The 18898-nt window shown below is 62.6% G+C and carries 16 protein-coding genes; 13 read left to right on the forward strand and 3 right to left on the reverse strand.

Going from position 1 to position 18898, the window contains the following annotated elements:
* Nucleotides 1-34 precede the first annotated feature (34 nt).
* From J4E53_RS00445 to J4E53_RS00500, 12 genes are all read left to right on the forward strand, one after another.
* Nucleotides 35-886, forward strand: a complete 852-nt coding sequence (locus tag J4E53_RS00445) for a transporter substrate-binding domain-containing protein (RefSeq protein ID WP_103308513.1) — start codon at nt 35-37, stop codon at nt 884-886.
* Nucleotides 883-2307: an FAD-binding oxidoreductase gene (locus tag J4E53_RS00450; protein ID WP_103308514.1), complete on the forward strand. Its 1425-nt coding sequence runs from the start codon at nt 883-885 to the stop codon at nt 2305-2307. Before J4E53_RS00445 ends, J4E53_RS00450 begins: the two co-directional genes overlap by 4 nt.
* Nucleotides 2304-3515 (forward strand): aminotransferase class I/II-fold pyridoxal phosphate-dependent enzyme, encoded by a 1212-nt coding sequence (locus tag J4E53_RS00455; protein ID WP_103308515.1) that lies wholly within the window; start codon nt 2304-2306, stop codon nt 3513-3515. Before J4E53_RS00450 ends, J4E53_RS00455 begins: the two co-directional genes overlap by 4 nt.
* The gene (locus J4E53_RS00460) at nt 3512-4246 is read left to right on the forward strand and encodes an amino acid ABC transporter permease (RefSeq protein WP_060741886.1); all 735 of its coding nucleotides are present in this window, start codon (nt 3512-3514) and stop codon (nt 4244-4246) included. The genes J4E53_RS00455 and J4E53_RS00460 overlap by 4 nt, the downstream gene beginning before the upstream one ends.
* Nucleotides 4236-5024: an amino acid ABC transporter permease gene (locus tag J4E53_RS00465; protein WP_103308516.1), complete on the forward strand. Its 789-nt coding sequence runs from the start codon at nt 4236-4238 to the stop codon at nt 5022-5024. Before J4E53_RS00460 ends, J4E53_RS00465 begins: the two co-directional genes overlap by 11 nt.
* Nucleotides 5011-5847: an amino acid ABC transporter ATP-binding protein gene (locus J4E53_RS00470; RefSeq protein WP_103308517.1), complete on the forward strand. Its 837-nt coding sequence runs from the start codon at nt 5011-5013 to the stop codon at nt 5845-5847. Before J4E53_RS00465 ends, J4E53_RS00470 begins: the two co-directional genes overlap by 14 nt.
* Before the next feature lie 11 nt (nt 5848-5858).
* A complete protein-coding gene (locus J4E53_RS00475; protein ID WP_103308518.1) occupies nt 5859-6458 on the forward strand; it encodes a cysteine dioxygenase in 600 nt (199 codons plus the stop codon).
* Between the two features lie 46 nt (nt 6459-6504).
* Complete coding sequence (metC, locus tag J4E53_RS00480; RefSeq protein WP_103308519.1) at nt 6505-9270, forward strand: cystathionine beta-lyase; 2766 nt, start codon at nt 6505-6507, stop codon at nt 9268-9270.
* Between the two features lie 695 nt (nt 9271-9965).
* Nucleotides 9966-10484, forward strand: a complete 519-nt coding sequence (locus tag J4E53_RS00485; protein WP_103308520.1) for a hypothetical protein — start codon at nt 9966-9968, stop codon at nt 10482-10484.
* Between the two features lie 120 nt (nt 10485-10604).
* Nucleotides 10605-11699, forward strand: coding sequence for an alpha/beta fold hydrolase (locus tag J4E53_RS00490; protein ID WP_103308521.1), 1095 nt, complete (start codon nt 10605-10607; stop codon nt 11697-11699).
* 46 nt (nt 11700-11745) lie between these two features.
* Nucleotides 11746-12792, forward strand: a complete 1047-nt coding sequence (locus tag J4E53_RS00495) for an alpha/beta hydrolase (RefSeq protein ID WP_060741893.1) — start codon at nt 11746-11748, stop codon at nt 12790-12792.
* A gap of 19 nt (nt 12793-12811) precedes the next feature.
* On the forward strand, nt 12812-13981 hold the full coding sequence (locus tag J4E53_RS00500; RefSeq protein WP_103308522.1) for a carboxymuconolactone decarboxylase family protein: 1170 nt from the start codon (nt 12812-12814) through the stop codon (nt 13979-13981).
* Here J4E53_RS00500 and J4E53_RS00505 read toward each other — a convergent pair.
* From J4E53_RS00505 to J4E53_RS00515, 3 genes are all read right to left on the reverse strand, one after another.
* Nucleotides 13969-14862: a LysR family transcriptional regulator gene (locus J4E53_RS00505; protein WP_060741895.1), complete on the reverse strand. Its 894-nt coding sequence runs from the start codon at nt 14860-14862 to the stop codon at nt 13969-13971. The genes J4E53_RS00500 and J4E53_RS00505 overlap by 13 nt on opposite strands.
* Nucleotides 14863-14965: 103 nt before the next feature.
* Complete coding sequence (locus tag J4E53_RS00510; protein ID WP_103308523.1) at nt 14966-16825, reverse strand: ABC transporter ATP-binding protein; 1860 nt, start codon at nt 16823-16825, stop codon at nt 14966-14968.
* Nucleotides 16826-16965: 140 nt separating this feature from the next.
* Nucleotides 16966-17850 (reverse strand): LysR family transcriptional regulator, encoded by an 885-nt coding sequence (locus tag J4E53_RS00515; RefSeq protein ID WP_060741897.1) that lies wholly within the window; start codon nt 17848-17850, stop codon nt 16966-16968.
* Nucleotides 17851-17962: 112 nt separating this feature from the next.
* On the opposite strand from J4E53_RS00515, the gene argC reads away from it, so the two are divergent.
* The gene (argC, locus tag J4E53_RS00520) at nt 17963-18892 is read left to right on the forward strand and encodes an N-acetyl-gamma-glutamyl-phosphate reductase (RefSeq protein ID WP_103308524.1); all 930 of its coding nucleotides are present in this window, start codon (nt 17963-17965) and stop codon (nt 18890-18892) included.
* Nucleotides 18893-18898 lie beyond the last annotated feature (6 nt).

Consider the following 18898-nt stretch of genomic DNA (forward strand, 5'->3'; position numbering starts at 1 on the left):
CCTTTCAACCAACCGACGTTCAAGGTCATTGCCCATGATTTCATTTTTCGCCCCACGAACCCTGGTCAGCCTGTGCCTGGCGTGCTCCGTCGGCTGCGCGGCCAGCCTGGCCCAGGCCGATGCCACGCTGGACCGGATCGAGCAACGGCATGCCATCAGCGTCGGGGTGATGCTCAGTGGCGCGCCGTTCGGCACCATCGACCCCAAGACAGGCGAGCACCTGGGCTACAACGTCGAGTTGGCCCAAGGCATCGGCAAGGCGCTGGGCGTGGAGACCCAGACCGTGTCGGTGCTGGCGCCAAACCGTGTGCAATTCCTGCAACAGGGCAAAGTCGACATCCTGATCGCCAACATGCAGTTCACCGAAGAGCGTGGCGAGATTCTCGACTACGTGCCGACGCCCTATGAGGAGGTCGGTGGGGCGGCGCTGATTCGCAAGGGTTCCGGCATCCGCCAGTGGGCCGACCTCAAAGGCAAACCGGTATGCGTGTCCCAGGGCAGCAACTTCATCAAGCCCCTGCAAGAAACCTACGGCGCACAGATCAAGGCTTTTCGCAGCCAGTCCGAGTCGCTGCTGTCGTTGCGCGGCAATGGCTGCGTGGCAGCGGTCCATGTGAGCCCGACCCTGCATGCGCTGTTGAGCGAAGCCGAATGGGCCGGTTATGAAATCCCGCTGCCGGGGGATCTGATCCCATCGAATTCGGTGATCTGGCTGCGCAAGGGCGAGCACGACACCCAGGCTAAACTCGATGCCATCGTGCGCGACTGGCACCGCAGCGGCTGGCTGATCGAGCTAGGCGAGCGCACCGGCATGGCGCCGTCCCAGGCCCTGCGTGATCTGCATGCCAAGTACAGTCAGGCGGCCCCCCTGGCCGCGCAACCATGAGCCAGTCGTTGTTTTTGACGTTGCAGGCACTGGTCGGCGCCAAGCATGTGCAGGGCAGCGAAGACGCCGCGCCGTACCTGACCGACAAGCAGGGCCGTTACGTCGGCCAGGTGATTGCCGCAGTACACCCGGCCAGTACCGAAGAGGTCGCGGCGGTGGTCCGGGCTTGCGCCGCGACTGACACACCGGTGGTGGTGCAGGGTGGCAACACCGGACTGATGGGTGGCGCCACCCCGGACGCCAGCGGCCGTGCCGTGTTGCTGTTGCTCGACCGAATGAATCGGGTACGCGCCGTGGACACCGACAACGACACCCTGACCGTCGAGGCGGGCTGCATCCTGCAAACTGTCCAGGACGTTGCACGCGAAGCCGGTCGCTTGTTCCCCTTGAGCCTCGGTGCCGAAGGCAGTTGCACCCTCGGCGGCAACCTGGGCACCAATGCCGGCGGCACCGCGGTGCTGCGCTACGGCAATACCCGTGAATTGACCCTGGGCCTGGAAGTCGTGACCGCCCGGGGTGAAATCTGGGATGGCCTGCGCGGCTTGCGCAAGGACAATACCGGCTACGATTTGCGGGACCTGTTTATCGGCAGCGAAGGCACGCTCGGCATTATCACCGCCGCGACCCTGAAGCTGTTTCCGCTGCCCAAGGCCCAGGCCACCGCGCTTCTGGCGTTCGACTCCCTGGAGCAGGCAGTGGCCTTGTTGTCCCATGCCCGCGCCGGCTTTGGTGCCAGCCTGACGGCCTTCGAGTTGCTCAGTGCCGAGTGCCTTGCGCTATTGCGCGAGCAGTTTCCCGACGGTCCGCGTCCCTTCGCCAGTGCTCGCCAGCCTTGGTTCGCGCTGTTGGAACTGTCCGATAACCACAGTGAATCCCATGCACGGGAAGTTTTCGAGCAGGTACTGGGTGAAGCCTTCGAGCAGCAGCTGCTGGCCGATGCGCTGATCGCCGAAAACCTCGTCCAGAGCCAGGCGTTCTGGCAGCTGCGGGAAAACATGAGCGATGCGCAAAAGCGTGCCGGTCGCAACATGAAGCATGATATCTCGGTGCCGATTTCCCAGGTCGTGGCGTTCGTTGCCCATACCGACGCGCTGTTGCAGGAGCAGTTTCCCGGCGTGCGGCATTACACCTTCGGTCACTTGGGGGACGGCAACCTGCATTACAACGTCGCCCATCCGCTGGACTCCACGGTCGACGCGCACATGGCCCATTACGCCGCCCTCAGCCGACTGGTCCACGACAGCGCCCACGCCCATGGCGGTTCGATCAGTGCCGAACACGGGATCGGCCAGCGCAAGGTGAACGAGCTGGGGCGCTACAAAAGTACCGTGGAACTGGACCTGATGCACCGGATCAAGCAGGCCCTGGATCCGCGCAATCTGCTCAATCCGGGCAAGGTCCTGGAGCAAATCCAGCCATGACGCTTTACCTGTCCAAGCGCGTGCAGCGTGTCTCGCTGTCCGCCAATGCCGCCGCCAAATCCCGGGCCACGGCCCTGCGTGACGCCGGTCGCGACATTCTCGACCTGACCACCGGTGAGCCGGATTTCGATACGCCGGCACACATCAAGCAGGCTGCCTATGCCGCCATTGCCGCCGGCGCCACCAAGTACACGCCGACGCCGGGTGTGAAGGCCTTGCGAGTGGCGGTGCAACGCAAGCTGCGCACGGAAAACCAGCTGGACTATCCGCTGGCATCCATTGTGATTGCCAACGGAGCGAAACAGATCATCTTCAATGCCTTCGCCGCGACCCTCGATGACGGCGACGAAGTGCTGGTACCGACGCCATACTGGCCGTCCTTTCCGGACAGCGTGCGCTTCAACGGCGGTGAGCCGGTGTTCATCGAATGTGGGCTGGACCAAGGCTGCAAGCTCACGCCTCGACAACTGGAGCAACACATCGGCGAGCGCACGCGCTGGCTGATCCTCAATAGCCCCGGCAACCCCAGTGGCGCGGTGTACAGCGAGGCAGAACTGCAAGGTTTGGCCCAGGTGCTGCGCCGGCATGCCCACGTGTTGATTCTGCTGGATGAGCTCTACGAACATATTCGTTTCGACGGGCGCCCGTCGCAGAACCTGCTCAACGTCGCGCCGGATTTGCAATCGCGCTGCCTGCTGGTGGGCGGGGTGTCGAAAACCTATGCCATGACCGGTTGGCGCATCGGTTTCGGTGCCGGGCCGCAAACGCTGACCGATGCCATGACCGTGGTGCAATCGCAATCGACCTCCGGGGCGTCCTCGGTCGGCCAGGCGGCGGCCTTGGCGGCGTTCGAGGGCGGGCTGGATTTCTTGCCGGAACAGGTCGCGGCCTATCGTCAGCGCCGTGATGTGTTGGTGAGCACCTTGCGCAATGTCGAGGGCCTTGAACTCCTCGAGCCTCACGGTGGTTTTTTCGTCTTTGTGTGCTGCGCCGGGTTGTTGGGGCGCTATCGCCCGGACGGTCGCCGGCTGGAGCACGATGCCGATGTCGTTGCGTACCTGCTGGACGAGGGCGTGGCTGGCGTCGCGGGCAGTGCCTATGGCTTGTCGCCGTGGTTTCGCCTGTCCATCGCCACGGCGACCGAAACCGTCGCCGAAGCGGGCCGCCGTATTGCCCACGCCTGCGGCCAATTGAGGGGCGAACCATGACCCATTGGCTGGAGCAATTCGTCCACTGGAGCGCCGGGCTCGGCCTCAACTACAACTTTCTGCTCGATGCCTATCAGCGCGGCACGCTGGAGCAGGGCGCGTTGACCACGGTATTGCTGTGCCTGCTGACCATCGTCGGCAGCCTGTTGGCGGGCGTCGGCCTGGCGGCGCTGTTGACCTCGGGCAAGGCCTGGCTTGCACGGCCTGCGCGGGTGTTTGTCGAAGTCACGCGCAACACGCCGACCCTGGTGCAGCTGTATTGCGCCTTCCTGGTGCTGAACATGCTGCTGACCGAGGCCGTTGGTGCGGCCAACCCGCTGACCCCCTTCGCCTGGGTGGTGATCGTGATCTCGCTGCACAAGGGCGCGTTCCATGCCGAGGCGCTGCGGGCCGGCATCGAGGCCGTGCCCACGGTGACCCTGGAGGCGGCCAGTTCGCTGGCCTTCAACAGCCGCCAGCTGTTATGGAACGTGCAACTGCCCCTGGCCCTGCGTTTTGCCTTGCCGTCGCTGATCAACAACCTGATCGACCTGGTGAAAATGACCGCCGTGGCTTCGGCCATCGCCGTGGGCGACATCACCTATGCGGCCATCATGATCTGGACCCAGAGCGATAACGTGCTGGAGCTGATGATCCTGATCCTGGGCTTTTTCGGCCTGCTGAGTTTCACCGTCAACTGCGTGGGGCGCTACCTCGAAGCGCGCCTGAGGATGCCCGGCTATGGCCATTGATTCGTCCGTCATCGCGCCACCGGCCTGGCCGCGGCGACATTTTGGCAAAGTGCTGCTGGGGTTGGCGACGTTGTCCTGGCTGGTGTATGTGGCCCCGCACAGTCCGGTGTTCAAGGCTTTGTTGCAATGGTCGCCGGCCCTGGTCGCAGGGTTTGGGCAGAACATTCTCATCAGCCTGCTGGCCATTGGGCTGGGTTCTGCGGCGGGGCTGTTGGTCGGCGCCATGGTCCTGTCGCCCCTGCGCTTGCTGCGCTGGCCGGCGCGGATCTGGGTGCAGGTTTTCCGCAATGCGCCCTGGCTGGTGCTGATCTACTTCACTACGTATGTGTTCCCGTTCGAGGTTCGTATCGGCAGTGCCTATGTCGCGTTCCCCGACTGGGTCAAGGTCACCCTCGGCCTGGCTTTGCCCGCCAGCGCCAATGTCGCGGAAATCTTCCGTGGCGCCATCGCCTCGATTCCCAGCACCCAATGGGAGGCGGCGCGTTCCCTGGCGTTCACCCGTGGGCAGATTTTCCGCTCGATCATCCTGCCGCAGTGCTTCAAGCGCATGTTGCCGCCGTGGATGAACCTCTACGCGGTGATCACCATGGGCACCGCACTGGCTTCCCTGGTGGGTGTGCACGACGTGATCGACACCGCGCAGATCGCCAGCAACACCGTGAACCTGACCGGCTTTACCGTGGTGATCTACCTGAGCCTGCTGGTGCTGTTCTTTGCTTATTGCTACCCGATTTCCCGCCTTACCCAATACCTGGAGCGACGTTATGCCTTCTACTGAAACCGTCGCCGAACCCCTGGTCAGCCTGCGCGACTTGCACTTGTCGTTCGGCAGCAACCCGGTGCTCAAGGGCATTGACCTGGACGTGCGCCGTGGCGAAGCGGTGTCGATCATCGGCCCGTCCGGCTCGGGCAAGTCGACGATCCTGCGTTGCATCACCGGCCTGTTGCAACCCCAGCGGGGCAGCATCCGTGTCGGTGCCACCGAGGTCCACACCCTGGCCCAGGAAGCCCAGCGCATCGAGTTGCGCAAGCGCGTGGGGTTCGTATTCCAGCAGTACAACCTGTTCCCGCATCTGTCGGTGCTGGAGAACCTGGTGATTGCGCCGCGCAAGGTCCTGGGCCGCAATCGGGCCGACGCCGAGAAAGATGCCCGCGCCTTGCTCGCCAAGGTGCGCATGGAGCACAAGGCCGATGCCTATCCGGGACAACTCTCGGGCGGCCAGCAACAACGGGTGGCGATTGCCCGCGCCCTGGCGATGCGGCCGGAGCTGATCCTGTTCGATGAAGTGACCTCGGCCCTGGATCCGGAAACCGTCGGCGAGGTGTTGACGGTGATTCGCGAGCTGACCGAAGAGGGCATGACCTGTGTGCTGGTGACCCACGAAATGCGTTTCGCCGAGGAGATCAGCGATGTCGTCTATTTCACCGAGAACGGCGTGATCGTCGAGCACGGTAGCGCCGCGCGGATTTTCCAGCACCCCACCAGCGAGCGCACCCGGGAGTTTCTGCGCCATGCCTTGGGTGACCCGGGGCGGCGGCCGCCCATCGCCGATGATCCTTACCTGTTGACCAACCTGAGTAGCTACAGCCTGTCTGTCTAAAGGAGCCTGCCATGACCACCCCTGACCGTGCCGATATCATCGAGGACTTCCTCAAGGAAGTGCGCGTCATTCACCAGCGAGGCGTCGACCGAGCCGCGCTCAAGCAGATTGTCGTGCTGCTGGAAGCCCTGGCCGAGCGCCGCGACCTGTTCAACTTCGAGGCCTTTCCGGCACCGGAGCCGGGGCAGGGCAGCACCGCGTTTCGCTATCGCCTCAATGACGACGGCGACACTCCGACGCTGTACCTGAACTCGCTGCTACCGGGCAAAAGCACCATCCCCCACAACCACGAGACCTGGGCCATCATCAGCGCCATTGAAGGCCAGGAAATCAACTACGTCTATCAACGCGATGATGAGGGTCGCGAACCGGGATACACCACCTTGCGCCTGGAAAAGGAGGTGATCGTGCAGCCCGGTACATCCATCGCGTTCCTGGGGGAAGACCTGCATGGCATTCGGGTAGCAGGCGAGCAACCGACCCTGCATTTCCATCTCTATGGCTTGCCGCTGGAGTCACTCAACGGCCGTTACGGCGTCGAAGCCGATGGGCGCATCCTCAATTACAACGCCTCGCAAATGGCCCCGTCGATCAAGGCCTATGCCCACTGACGCCAACCTTGCGTTCCAGTCACTCCATTTTTCCAGCGGGACTCCCATGAGCCAGACCCTAACTCCCCAGCAACTGCAGCGGTGGTTGTTCGACGGGCAGGAAATCGCCCTGTTTGATGTGCGTGAGCACGGCCAATATGGCGAAGCCCATCTGTTTTTCGGGGTGAACCTGCCCTATAGCCGTTTGGAGTTGGAAGTGCGGCGGCTGGCGCCGAACCTCCAGGTGCGGTTGGTGCTCCATGATCAGGATGGCGGGGATCTGGCGGCCCGTGCGGCGCAACGCCTGCAAGCGTTGGGCTATGTCAATGTGCACATCCTGGAGGGCGGCGCCGATGGCTGGCAGGCCGCCGGCTATCAGCTGTTTGCTGGTGTGCACGTGCCGTCCAAGGCCTTTGGCGAGCAGGTGGAGGCGGTCCGTCACACGCCTCACGTCAGCGCCCGCCAACTGGCGCAGTGGCAGGCCCGGGGTGAGCCGCTGGTGATCCTCGACGGCCGACCGCTGGAGGAGTATCGCAAGATGACCATTCCCGGTTCGATCTGCTGCCCCAATGGCGAACTGGGCTACCGCGTGCACGACCTGGTGCCGGACGAGCAGACCCCCATCGTGGTCAATTGCGCCGGCCGGACCCGCAGCATCATTGGCGCCCAGACGTTGATCGACCTGGGTTTGAAAAACCCGATCTATGCCCTGGAAAACGGTACGCAAGGCTGGCACCTGGAAGATCTTCAACTGGAACACGGCAGCGAGCGTCGTTATGCCGATGAGGTGTCGAGCAGCACGTTGCCGGGGCAGCGCTTGGCGGCGACACAACTGGCCGAGCGGGCCGGAGCGCCTGTCGTTGGGGTTGCCCAGGTCGAGCAGTGGGCCGCGGACGTCGGGCGCAGTCTGTTCCTCTGCGACGTGCGCACCGCCGAGGAGTTTGCCGCTGGCACGTTGTCGGGTGCGCAACACACGCCGGGCGGGCAGTTGATTCAATCCACCGATCTGTACGTGGGCGTGCGCCAGGCGCGGGTGGTGCTGTTCGACAACGACGGCGTACGCGCACCGATTATTGCCAGTTGGTTGCGGCAGCTGGGGCACGAGGCCTTTGTGTTGTCCGGTGGGTTGAGCAGTGGCCTGGCATTACCGGCTCGAGCCGGCGTCGCGCCTGAAAAGCTGCCGCTGATCAGTGTGCAGGCCTTGGCCGACGCCCTGAAGGATGACGCAGTGGTCTTGATCGACCTGCGTTCGAGCCGGGCCTATCGCAAAGGTCATATCGCCGGGGCGCGTTGGTCGATCCGGCCGTTATTGGCCCGTGCGCTGGCGGGTGAGCAGCGGCCGCTGGTGCTGGTGGCCGATGACGCCCGACTCGCCGCCCTGGCGGCACTGGAGCTGCCTCAAGCGGAGGTCCGTTTGCTGGACGGCGGTCCGGATGCCTGGCGCTCGGCGGACCTGGCGCTGCAAGAGGGCGCCGATACATTGCCGGATGCACAGTGCATCGATTTCCTGTTTTTCACCCACGACCGTCACGCTGGCAACAAGGATGCGGCGCGCCAATACCTGGCGTGGGAAATCGGTCTGCTGGCGCAAATGAGCGAGGAGGAGATCGCCAGCCTCAAGCCATTGCAGGGACAGCCTCAAAGCACTGTCGCTGAGCGGTTGCGGACCCGTCTGGTCCATGGCGCGCGCACTGCAAAAGGCGTCGGTGCCAGGCCCGTCAACGTACCGGTCAGCCGCCTGAGCACGGTGCTGTTCGACAACCTGGCCCAGATGCGTGACGCCCGTGCCCGGCGCGACAGCGAGCGTGTCCTGAGTTATGGCGCCCGGGGCAATCCGACGGCCTTCGCCCTGGAAGACCTCGTCACTGAATTGGAGGGTGGCTACCGCACGCGGCTGTTTGGCACCGGGTTGGCTGCCGTGGCGCAAACCTTCCTGGCCTACCTGCGGCCTGGCGATCATGTGCTGATCACCGATGCGGTGTATGCTCCGGTACGGCGTGTGGCCCGGGACTTCCTCGAGGCCTTCGGCATAGAGGTCGACTACTTCGCCCCCGACGGCAGCGACCTGCCCGGACGGTTGCAGGCCAACACCAAAATGGTCTACACCGAAGTGCCCGGTTCCTTGCTGTACGAGCTCTGCGACTTGCCGGCCATCGCCGCACTCTGCAAGCCGCGCGGCATCTTGCTGGCGGTGGACAATACTTGGGGGGCGGGCGTGTTGTACCGGCCACTGGCATTAGGCGCCGACATCTCGATCATGGCCCTGACCAAATACCTGAGCGGCCACAGCGACGTGGTCATGGGCAGCGTGTGCACGCGTCAGGAGGCTTGGCCGGCACTGGCGGCCATGAGCGACAGCTTCGGCAACACCGTCAGCCCCGACGACGCCTACCTGGTCCTGCGTGGCGCGCGCACCCTCGTGCCACGCCTGGACACCCATGAGCGCCAGGCCCTGGAAATCGCCCATTGGCTGCAGGCGCAACCGCAGGTGAAGCGGGTCTTCCATCCCGCGCTGCCCGAGCATCCCGGCCACGGGTTGTGGCAGCGGGATTTCAACGGCAGCAATGGGTTGCTGTCCTTTGAACTTCGCGAACACGACGACGCTTACCTGGAGCGATTCATCGACGCGTTGCAGGTGTTTGGGTTGGGCGCGTCCTGGGGGGGATTCGAGAGCCTGGTGACCGTTGCCGATACCCAGGATCGGCAACGTGCCGAGGATCGGGCATTGAACCCGGTGGTGCGCTTGCATGTGGGGTTGGAGGATGTCGAGGTGTTGATCGAGGACTTGCGGCGGGGATTTGCGCAGGCTGCCGTCAGTGCATCGATGACTTGAAGCATCCAGCATCGGTTGCGAACTGACCCAGCGCTTTCGCGAGCAAGCCCGCTCCCACAAGGGTCCTGCATAGGTTTCAAGTACCGTGCAGCACCGCAAATCCACTGTGGGAGCGAGCTTGCTCGCGATGAGGCCAGCCCATTCAACATCCATGTCGCCTGACATTCCGCTATCGCGAGCAAGCCCGCTCCCACAAGGGGCCTGCATAGGTTTCAAGTCCCGTGCAGCACCGCAAATCCACTGTGGGAGCGAGCCTGCTCGCGATGAGGCCAGCCCATTCAACATCCATGTCGCCTGACATTCCGCTCTCGCGAGCAAGCTCGCTCCCACAAGGGGCCTGCATAGGTTTCAAATACTGTGCAGCACCGCAAATCCACTGTGGGAGCGAGCTTGCTCGCGATGAGGCCAGCCCATTCAACATCAATGTCGCCTGACATTCCGCTATCGCGAGCAAGCCCGCTCCCACAAGGGTCCTGCATAGGTTTCAAGTCCCGTGCAGCACCACAAACCCACTGTGGGAGCGAGCTTGCTCGCGATGGCGGCAGTGCATCCAATCTCAATGCGTACTGATCCACCGCTTTGGCGAGCAAGGTTGTGCACCCCACCACAAAACCTATCGACACTGGGCTACCAAATCCCTTGCCAACCGCTACCATTGCGCGCAGACCTCCCGACGCCCCTGGACATTCACTTTCATGAAATTGCGCCTGCTGACCGCTGCTTTGTTTTTCACCTGCACCCTGACTCACGCCGCTGAATCGAAACCCGTTCCGAAAGCCCTGGAGGCTCAGATCGGGCACTTGGTGGCGCTCATCAAGGACAGCTATGCCACCGGCTACCCGGAAGCAACGCTGGTGCAGACGCTGGACACTGGCGAGGACAGCCAGGTCACCCTCGCGGTCTTCACCATCGAGGGTTTCGGTATGGGCAACAACTACAGCCAATACCTGGCGGCCTTTACGCCCGAAGAGAACGAAGAAGGCGTGCCGCACTACAGCCTGTTGGACGTGATGCGCATCGGGGGCGACAGCTGGCGTGCCATCGACAAACTGGATGCAAAGCTGGTCAGCGACCCGACGGGTGAGCAGACCCTGATCGACATTCCTGTGATGGAGAACACTGATGACGACGCGCCGAACTTCCCGAGCAAGGCTGCTGTGATCCACCTATCACTGGAGGGTGCACAGTCACTGCGATTGGTTGAGAAAAGGTAAGTCGCGTTGTCCAGTTGTATTTATGCGATTGCGATATGAGTGCTATGTAACTGGCATGGTTTATCGATTAATGCGGCAAGGGTAATTTGCTTCTCTGCGATTCAATCGATAGGGAAGCCCATGACTAAGCGTTTGATCCCTCCAAGACTGCCCGTCGTCGCGAAGGCGGGCATCCTTTATTTGGCGTTGTGCACCACGACGCTGGTCAATGGCGCGGAACGTCCACCCCTGGTCATCAAGGAACAGGGAAGCCTGACGGCCGGCGGCGGGCAGATCTCCCAGCCAGGTATTTTTGATCCCTACCGTCCAGCCCAGGCCGATGGTCAAACCCTACATGGTGACCACCTGTATGCGTTCTATCAGGTTCCGGTCGATAGCCGTCCACTGCCGATTCTCATGCTTCATGGCGCCGGGCAGTCGGCGAAGTCCTGGGAAACGACGGCCGATGGTCGTGAAGGCTTTCAGAATATTTTCCTGCGTCGCGGATTCTCTACCTACCTGATCGACCAACCGCGCCGTGGCGATGCGGGACGCAGTCTGGTTGAAGCGACGATCAAGCCTGTGCCGGATGAGCAACTGTGGTTCAACCAGTTTCGCATCGGCCTTTGGCCCAAGGTCTTCGAGGGCAGTCAGTTCCCACGCGGGCAGGCGGCGCAGGAGCAGTTTTTTCGTTCCATGACCCCCAACACCGGGGCCTATGACGCTGATGTCGTATCCAACAGCGTTGCCGCGCTGTTGGGGAAAACCGGGCCGGCCATTTTGTTCACCCATTCCCAGGGCGGCGGGCCCGGCTGGTTGGCAGCGATCAAAAGCCCGAACGTGCGGGCCATCGTGGCATTCGAGCCGGGCAGCGGCTTCGTGTTTCCAGAGGGGGAAGTGCCTGCGCCGATTCCCAGCGCCTTCGACACGCTCTCGGGTCAGGCCGTTTCGCAGGAGCAGTTCAAGGCGCTGACCCGCCTCCCCATCATCATTTTCTACGGTGACAACATCCCCGACCAACCTGTGCGCTTGCCGGCCCAGGACAGCTGGCGTGCGCGCCTTGAAATGGCGCGCGTGTGGCGCGACACCGTGAACCGCCATGGGGGTGACGTCAGGCTGGTCCATTTGCCGGAGATCGGTATCAAGGGCAATAGCCATTTTCCGTTTTCGGACTTGAACAACCTCGAGATCGCGGACCTGGTTTCGACATTCCTGGCTGAAAAAAACCTCGATTGAACCTCCTCCGCGCCGTCCTCACACCTATTGTCAGGAGTATTCATCGATGCGAACCACATTGAAGGCCACCTTCATGGCCGCCATGATCGGGATGTCCGGTGCCGGAGCGGCGGACTACAAGCACAACCCCTTCACCTTGACCTACGGTGGCGCGTTGACGGAGAACGAACCGGGCAAGGTCAACATCCATCCGGTGAGTTACAAGCTCAACGGCCTGGATATCGCCGCCAACGTCTACACGCCAGCCAATTATGACGCAGCGAAGAAGTATCCGGTCGTAATCGTCGCGCACCCCAACGGTGGCGTGAAGGAGCAGGTCGCAGGTCTCTATGCCCAGCGCTTGGCCGACCAGGGCTACATTACGATCACCGCCGACGCGGCCTATCAAGGGGCCAGTGGCGGTGAGCCTCGCAACGTCGACAAGCCTGCGCATCGCATCGAAGATATCCATGGGATGGCGGACTTCATCGCCGGTTATCCAGGGGCCGACAACACACGCCTGGGCCTGCTCGGCATCTGCGGCGGCGGCGGTTATTCACTGGCGGCAGCGCGAACCGATAAGCGCTTCCAGTCGATCGCGACCTTGAGCATGTTCAACTCTGGGCTGGTTCGCCGCAACGGCTACCAGGACTCGCAGCTGTCTACCGTTCAGGCGCGTTTGCAGCAGGCATCGGCGGCCCGCGCCCAAGAAGCGGCCGGTGAAGAAATTCTCTACGTCGGCGACGCCAAACTGACCGATGAACAGATCGCCAAGCTGCCGTTTGATCTGTATCGCCAGGGTTTCGAGTACTACGGCAAGACTCACGCCCACCCCAATTCGACCTTTCGCTACACCCAAAGCAGCCTCTTGGACCTGATGAGCTTCGATGCCACGGACCAGATCGAGCTGATCGACAAACCCTTGTTGATGATCGCCGGCAGCAACGCCGACAGCCTGTATATGTCGCAGCAAGCCTTTGCCAAGGCGAGCGGAACCCAGGACAAAAAACTGTTCACCATCGCCGGTGCTACTCATATCGAAACCTATTGGGTGCCGGCTTATGTGGACATCGCCATGGACCAACTGACCGCGTTTTACGCCAGGACGCTCTGACTTGAAGGAACCCTTTGCCATGAAAAATACCCTGATAGGTCTCGCGGTGTGCGCTGCGGCTCCCTTTGCCGATGCCTGGGGAGCAGGAGGTACTGCCAATGAATCCCGGACTTCGCAGCAGATCAGCCGGGCCGGCAGCCAGGCTTCGGTCGCAGGCCCGGCGGACTATTTCACCGGGCGAGTGCGGGTCGATCCGTTGTTCCCGGCTACCGATGAAGTGAGCGCCTCCGGCGCCTACGTCAGCTTCGAACCGGGTGCGCGCTCGGCTTGGCATACCCATCCCGCCGGTCAACGCTTGGTGGTGATTTCCGGTGTCGGCCTGACGCAGGAGTGGGGCAAGCCCGTGCAGCAGATCCGTCCGGGCGATGTCATCGTTTGCCCGCCAGGCGTCAAGCATTGGCATGGTGCTGCGCCGACGAGCGCCATGACTCACCTGGCCGTCACTGGGACGGTGGAGGGCAAGAGCGTGGAGTGGATGGAGAAGGTCAGCGAAGAACAGTACGGCGCCGCTGGAACGTCTACGGCCAGGCCGGATACGGTGGCGGTTTCGCAAACCCTGTCGGCCAAGCAGCAAGCCATCCCGCTGATTGCCGCCGCCCTGGCGACGAGCAATATGCCTGGTCTCAACACTGCTTTGAATCGAGGGCTGGATGCCGGCCTTACCGTCAGCGAGGCGAAGGAAATCCTGGTGCAGCTTTACGCCTACAGTGGCTTTCCCCGCAGCCTCAACGCCCTCGGCGAATTGATGAAAGTGGTGGAGGCGCGCAAGCAACGCGGCGTCCAGGACGACCCGGGGCGCGAGCCTGCTCGACTGATTCCTACCGGCGACGCGTTGCTGGCGGCGGGCACGGCCAATCAGACGCGCATTGCCGGTGCGCCCGTCCAGGGGCCGTTGTTCGACTTCGTCCCGGTCATCAACCAGTACTTGCAGACGCACCTGTTTGGCGACATTTTCGAGCGTGACAACCTGGACTGGCAAAGCCGCGAGCTGGCGACAGTCGCCGCGCTGGCGGTCACTCCCGGCGTGGAGTCGCAACTGCGCTCGCACCTGGCCGCCAGCCTGCGAGTCGGCTTGAGCGCTGCACAGCTGCGGCAACTGATCCAGCTACTGGACGAGCAGGGCGACGCCGCCGCGGCCAAGCGTGCCAGTGAAGCGTTGGACACCGTCCAGGCCAATCAACCCACGTAGCGCAAGGCTTCGCGCAGCAGCGTAAAGGCCGGTGAACTTTGGCGGCGACTGGGATAGTAGAGGTGGTAGCCGGAAAACGGCTCGCACCAATCTTCCAGCACCCGAATCAACCGGCCTTGCGCGACAGCGTCTTGCACCTGGTCCTCCGGCATGTAGGCCAGCCCCAACCCTTGGAGGGCCGCCTCCAGGCGCATCGCGATGGTATTGAACACCAACTGGCCTTCCACTCGGACGTTCACTTCCTGTCCGTTTTTCTCGAACTCCCAGATGTAAAGGCCGCCATGGGTCGGCATGCGCAGGTTGATGCAATTGTGCGCCGTGAGGTCGTCAGGGATGACTGGCTTGGGGTATCGGGCGAAATACGCTGGCGAGCCCACAACCGCCATGCGCATATCAGGGCCGATACGCATGGCGATCATGTCCTTGGCGACCTGTGGGCCCAGCCGGACACCGGCGTCGAAACCCTCCGCGACGATATCGGTGAAACCGTAGTCGACGATGATTTCGATATTGAGATCGGGATTGTTTGGCAGCAGCCTGGCGAGAACGGATTGCAAGATCGTGATCGCAGAGTGCTCACCGGCAGTGATGCGCAACTTACCCGCCGGCTTATCGCGAAACTCACTGAGCATCGCCATCTCGTTATCGATCTCTTCGAATCGCGGCGCGACCACCCGCAGCAGGTGTTCACCGGCTTCGGTCGGGGCGACACTTCGCGTGGTGCGCGAGAGCAGCCTGACCCCCAGCCGCTCCTCCAACTGACGCATCGCCCGGCTCAGCGCCGGTTGCGACATGCCCAGCTTGGCCGCTGCGCGGGTGAAGCTGCGCTCCTGGGCGACGGCGGCGAAGATGGCGAGCTGGTCGTAGCGTTCGGTGGTCATTGATCCGTCTCTGGCATGAGCGGGGAGGGATTATGGCACTGGTGCCAGTCATCGGCTGGGACCATCGGGGTGAAGGGAGCGTTGCCCCCCGGGCCATCCACGCTCATACCTGATCCATCGCCTCGCCCACCCACCGGTCCTCACCCAGGAACCCGCCACTCTGATGGTGCCACAGCCGCGCATAGATGCCGTTCTTGGCGAGCAATTCGCTGTGGGTGCCCTGTTCGATGATGCGTCCATCGTCCATGACAATCAGTCGATCCATCGCCGCAATCGTGGACAGCCGATGGGCGATGGCGATGACGGTTTTACCCTGCATCATTTCATCGAGGCTTTCCTGGATGGCCACTTCGACTTCCGAATCCAGCGCGCTGGTCGCCTCGTCGAGGAGCAGGATCGGGGCGTTCTTGAGCATCACTCGGGCAATCGCGACGCGCTGGCGCTGGCCGCCCGACAGCTTGATGCCGCGCTCGCCGACCAAGGTGTCGTAGCCGGTGTGGCCCTGGCGGTCGCTCAGTTGGCTGATGAACTCATCGGCCTGGGCATTGGCCGCGGCACGGCGGATTTGTGCGTCGCTCGCATCGGGTCGACCATAGGCGATGTTGTCGCGAATGGAGCGGTGCAGCAGGGACGTATCCTGGGTGACCATGCCGATGGCGCTGCGCAGGCTGTCCTGCGTCACGTGCGCAATGTCTTGCCCGTCAATGCGGATCTGTCCGCTGTCGACATCATAGAAGCGCAGCAGCAAGTTGATGAGCGTGGATTTGCCCGCGCCGGAGCGGCCCACCAGGCCGATTTTCTCGCCCGGGCGAATGTTCAGGCTCAAGCCATTGAGCACCTGGCGTTCGCCATTGTAGTTGAAGCTCACATTGTCGAAGGTGACCGCTCCGCCGGAAGTCACCAGCACTCCCGCGTCCGGCGCATCCTGCACCTTGGGGCCGCGGGTAAGGGTGGCCATGCCATCCTGCACGGTGCCGATGCTCTCGAACAGCGAGGTCATTTGCCACATGATCCAGTGCGACATGCCGTTGATACGCAACGCCATGGCGGTGATCGCCGCCACGGCACCGGCGCCGACGTCGCCCTGGTGCCACAGCCAGAGGGCATAACCGCCTGCCGCCATGATCAACCCCACCACCAACGCCTGGTTGACGATCTCGAATTGGCTGACCAGACGCATCTGGCGAAAGCCGGTCTGTTTGAAATCCTCCATGGCCGCGCGCGCGAAGTGCGCTTCACGATTGGAGTGGGAGAACAGTTTCACGGTCGTGATGTTGGTGTAGGCGTCCGAGATACGTCCGGTCATCGAAGAGCGCGCATTGGCCTGTTCCTGTCCGACTTTCCCCAGGCGGGGCACGAAGTAGAGCATGGCCAGCCCGAACAGCACGATCCAGGCCACGAAAGGCAGCATCAGTTTCAGGGCGAAGCCACCGGCCAATGCGATGATGGCAATGAAATACACGCCGATTCCGGGGGCGATCTCGATCAGGGTGAACAGCACGTCACGCACGGCCAGCGCAGTCTGCATCACCTTGGTGGTGACCCGGCCAGAGAACTCGTCGGAAAAAAACGACAGGCTTTGCCGCAGCATCAGGCGGTGAAAGTCCCAACGCAGCCGCAACGGCAGATTGATCGCCAATACCTGGTGCTGCACCATGGTTCGCAACGCTACCAGCCCGATGCTGGCCAGCATGACCAGGCCCATGCCCCACAGCACGCGACTTTCCTGCGCCGCCGCCTCACCGCCGGCCTGCCAGGTCGAGAGCAGGTCCACGACCTGGCCGAGGAAGGAAAACAGCCAGGCTTCATAGATCGACACACCGGCGCTGAGCAGCGCAAACGCGAGGATGTAACCGCGGGCCCCCCGTGTGCAGGCCCAGAGAAACCGAGCCAGGCCTTCGGGCGGTGGCGGTACCTCGTCGGGCGGGAAAGGGTCGAGCCTTTGTTCAAATACGCGAAGCATGGGGGTCTCCGAAACGGTCGATTGGGGATTCTGTCACTAAAGGCTGCTTTGAGGGTTATGTGGCACCACGACCACCGGTGGTACTGGCACTCTCAGGTAGTCTCTTTGGCGACGGCAAAGTTCGAAGCATTTGGGGGGCATCACTGCGCGCTCAACTCCCACAACACATCCAGTACATGTTGCGTAGGCCGCTCGATGTCCAGACTGCGGTGGGCGATACCCAGTTGACGCCACAACAAGGGCTTTAATGGCCGCATGACGATCCGGGTATCGGGCAATGGCGTGGAGGCCTCATGGGGCAACAACGTCGCACCATATCCCGCCGCCACCAGGCTTTTGATCGCATCGTTGTAGTTCAGTTGAATGCGCGGCACAGGCTGTCGGCCGTCACTGGCGAACCACTCCGACGTCAAGCGCGAAAGGCGAGTGGTGGTGTCATTCAAAATCAACGGCTGAGCGGACAGCCAACCGGGTGTCACGGTATCCGGGCATTCCCAGCGAGCCGGCAAGAAGGCCATGACCGGGTCCCGTCGCCACGGCTCGATCCGCAAGCCCTTCACCGGCGACTGCGGCAGCGCGACCAGACCGATCTCCAAGGAGCCCTCGGCAAGCTTCTTCAAGGTTTCCTGGGAGGTGAGCACCGCGACCTGCACATCGATCGCGGGGTGGCGTTGGCTCAACGTGTCCAAAGCGTTCGGCAGCAACTGTGCGATGGCCCCGGTGGAGGCGCCTAGCCGCACACGTCCGGCCAATCCTTGTACCTGACGCTCCACGTCCTCAAGCGCCTGTTCCGCATCCGCCAACAGGCGCCGCGCGCGCTCCACCAGGGTGTTCCCTATTGCTGAAGGCTGAACGCGCCCACGTGTGCGCGACAAGAGCTTGCCACCCACCCGCGACTCCAGGTCGGCGATATGCAGGCTGACAGTGGGTGGCGCAAGATGCAGCACACGCGCGGCTTCGGCAAACGATCCCAGGTCGGCAATCGCCACCAACGTACGCAGTCGGTCCAGACTGATTTCCCGCATAGGAGCCCTTGTTCAGAAAAACTGAATTCCAGCGTTAATAAATTCAACTTTTCCTATCTTAGCGCGTCGCTGAACATTGGAACTCCTGATTTTCAATGTTCGAGAGCATGCCATGGCAAGTCCCCTTGTATTCATCGATGGCGACCAAGGCACCACCGGGTTGCAAATCCATCAACGTCTGCGCGACCGGAGCGATCTGCGGCTGTTCACCCTCAGCGCCGACTATCGCAAGGATCCGCAACGCCGCGCTGAAGCCATCAACGACTGCGACATCGCAATGCTTTGCCTGCCCGACCCGGCCGCGCGCGATGCGGTAGCGAGCATCAAAAACCCAGCTGTCCGCGTGATCGATGCAAGTTCCGCGCACCGTACCCATCCAGACTGGGTCTACGGTTTCGCACAGATGAACTCGCAGCAGGCCAGACGAATCGCCACGGCGCGGCGGGTCAGCAACCCCGGTTGCTATCCCACGGGAGCGATAGGGCTGCTACGCCCACTGCTGGAGGCTGGGCTACTGCCCACGGACTACCCGATGAATATTTACGCCGTGTCGGGCTATTCCGGAAAAGGGCGTGCCGGCGTACAAGAGTATGAGGGGGAGGGCGCATCGCCGGCGCCGGCGTTTCAGGTCTATGGGCTGGGGCTGGCGCACAAGCATGTTCCGGAGATTCAGCAGCAAAGCGGGCTGACGGAGCGGCCGATGTTTGTGCCGGCCTATGGCGCTTTTCGGCAGGGAATCGCGCTGACCATACCTGTGCAGACCCGCTTGTTGGCGCCTGGCGTGAGCGCGGTGCAGTTGCATGCGTGTCTGGCCCGGCACTACGCCGATGCGGGCCATGTACACGTGATGTCGATGCAGGAAGCTAAGGAGTTGACGTTCCTCGATCCCCAAGCGCTTAACGGCACAGATGATTTGCGCTTGTCGGTGTTCGAGAACGATGAGACCGGGCAGGTTTTGCTGGCTGCGGTGTTTGACAACCTTGGGAAGGGCGCCGCTGGCGCGGCGGTGCAGAATCTGGACCTGATGCTTGCAGGCGCATGACCGCGC

Origin of the sequence: Pseudomonas sp. FW305-28, from assembly GCF_017351395.1 — a bacterium.
Lineage (GTDB): Bacteria > Pseudomonadota > Gammaproteobacteria > Pseudomonadales > Pseudomonadaceae > Aquipseudomonas > Aquipseudomonas fluorescens_AA.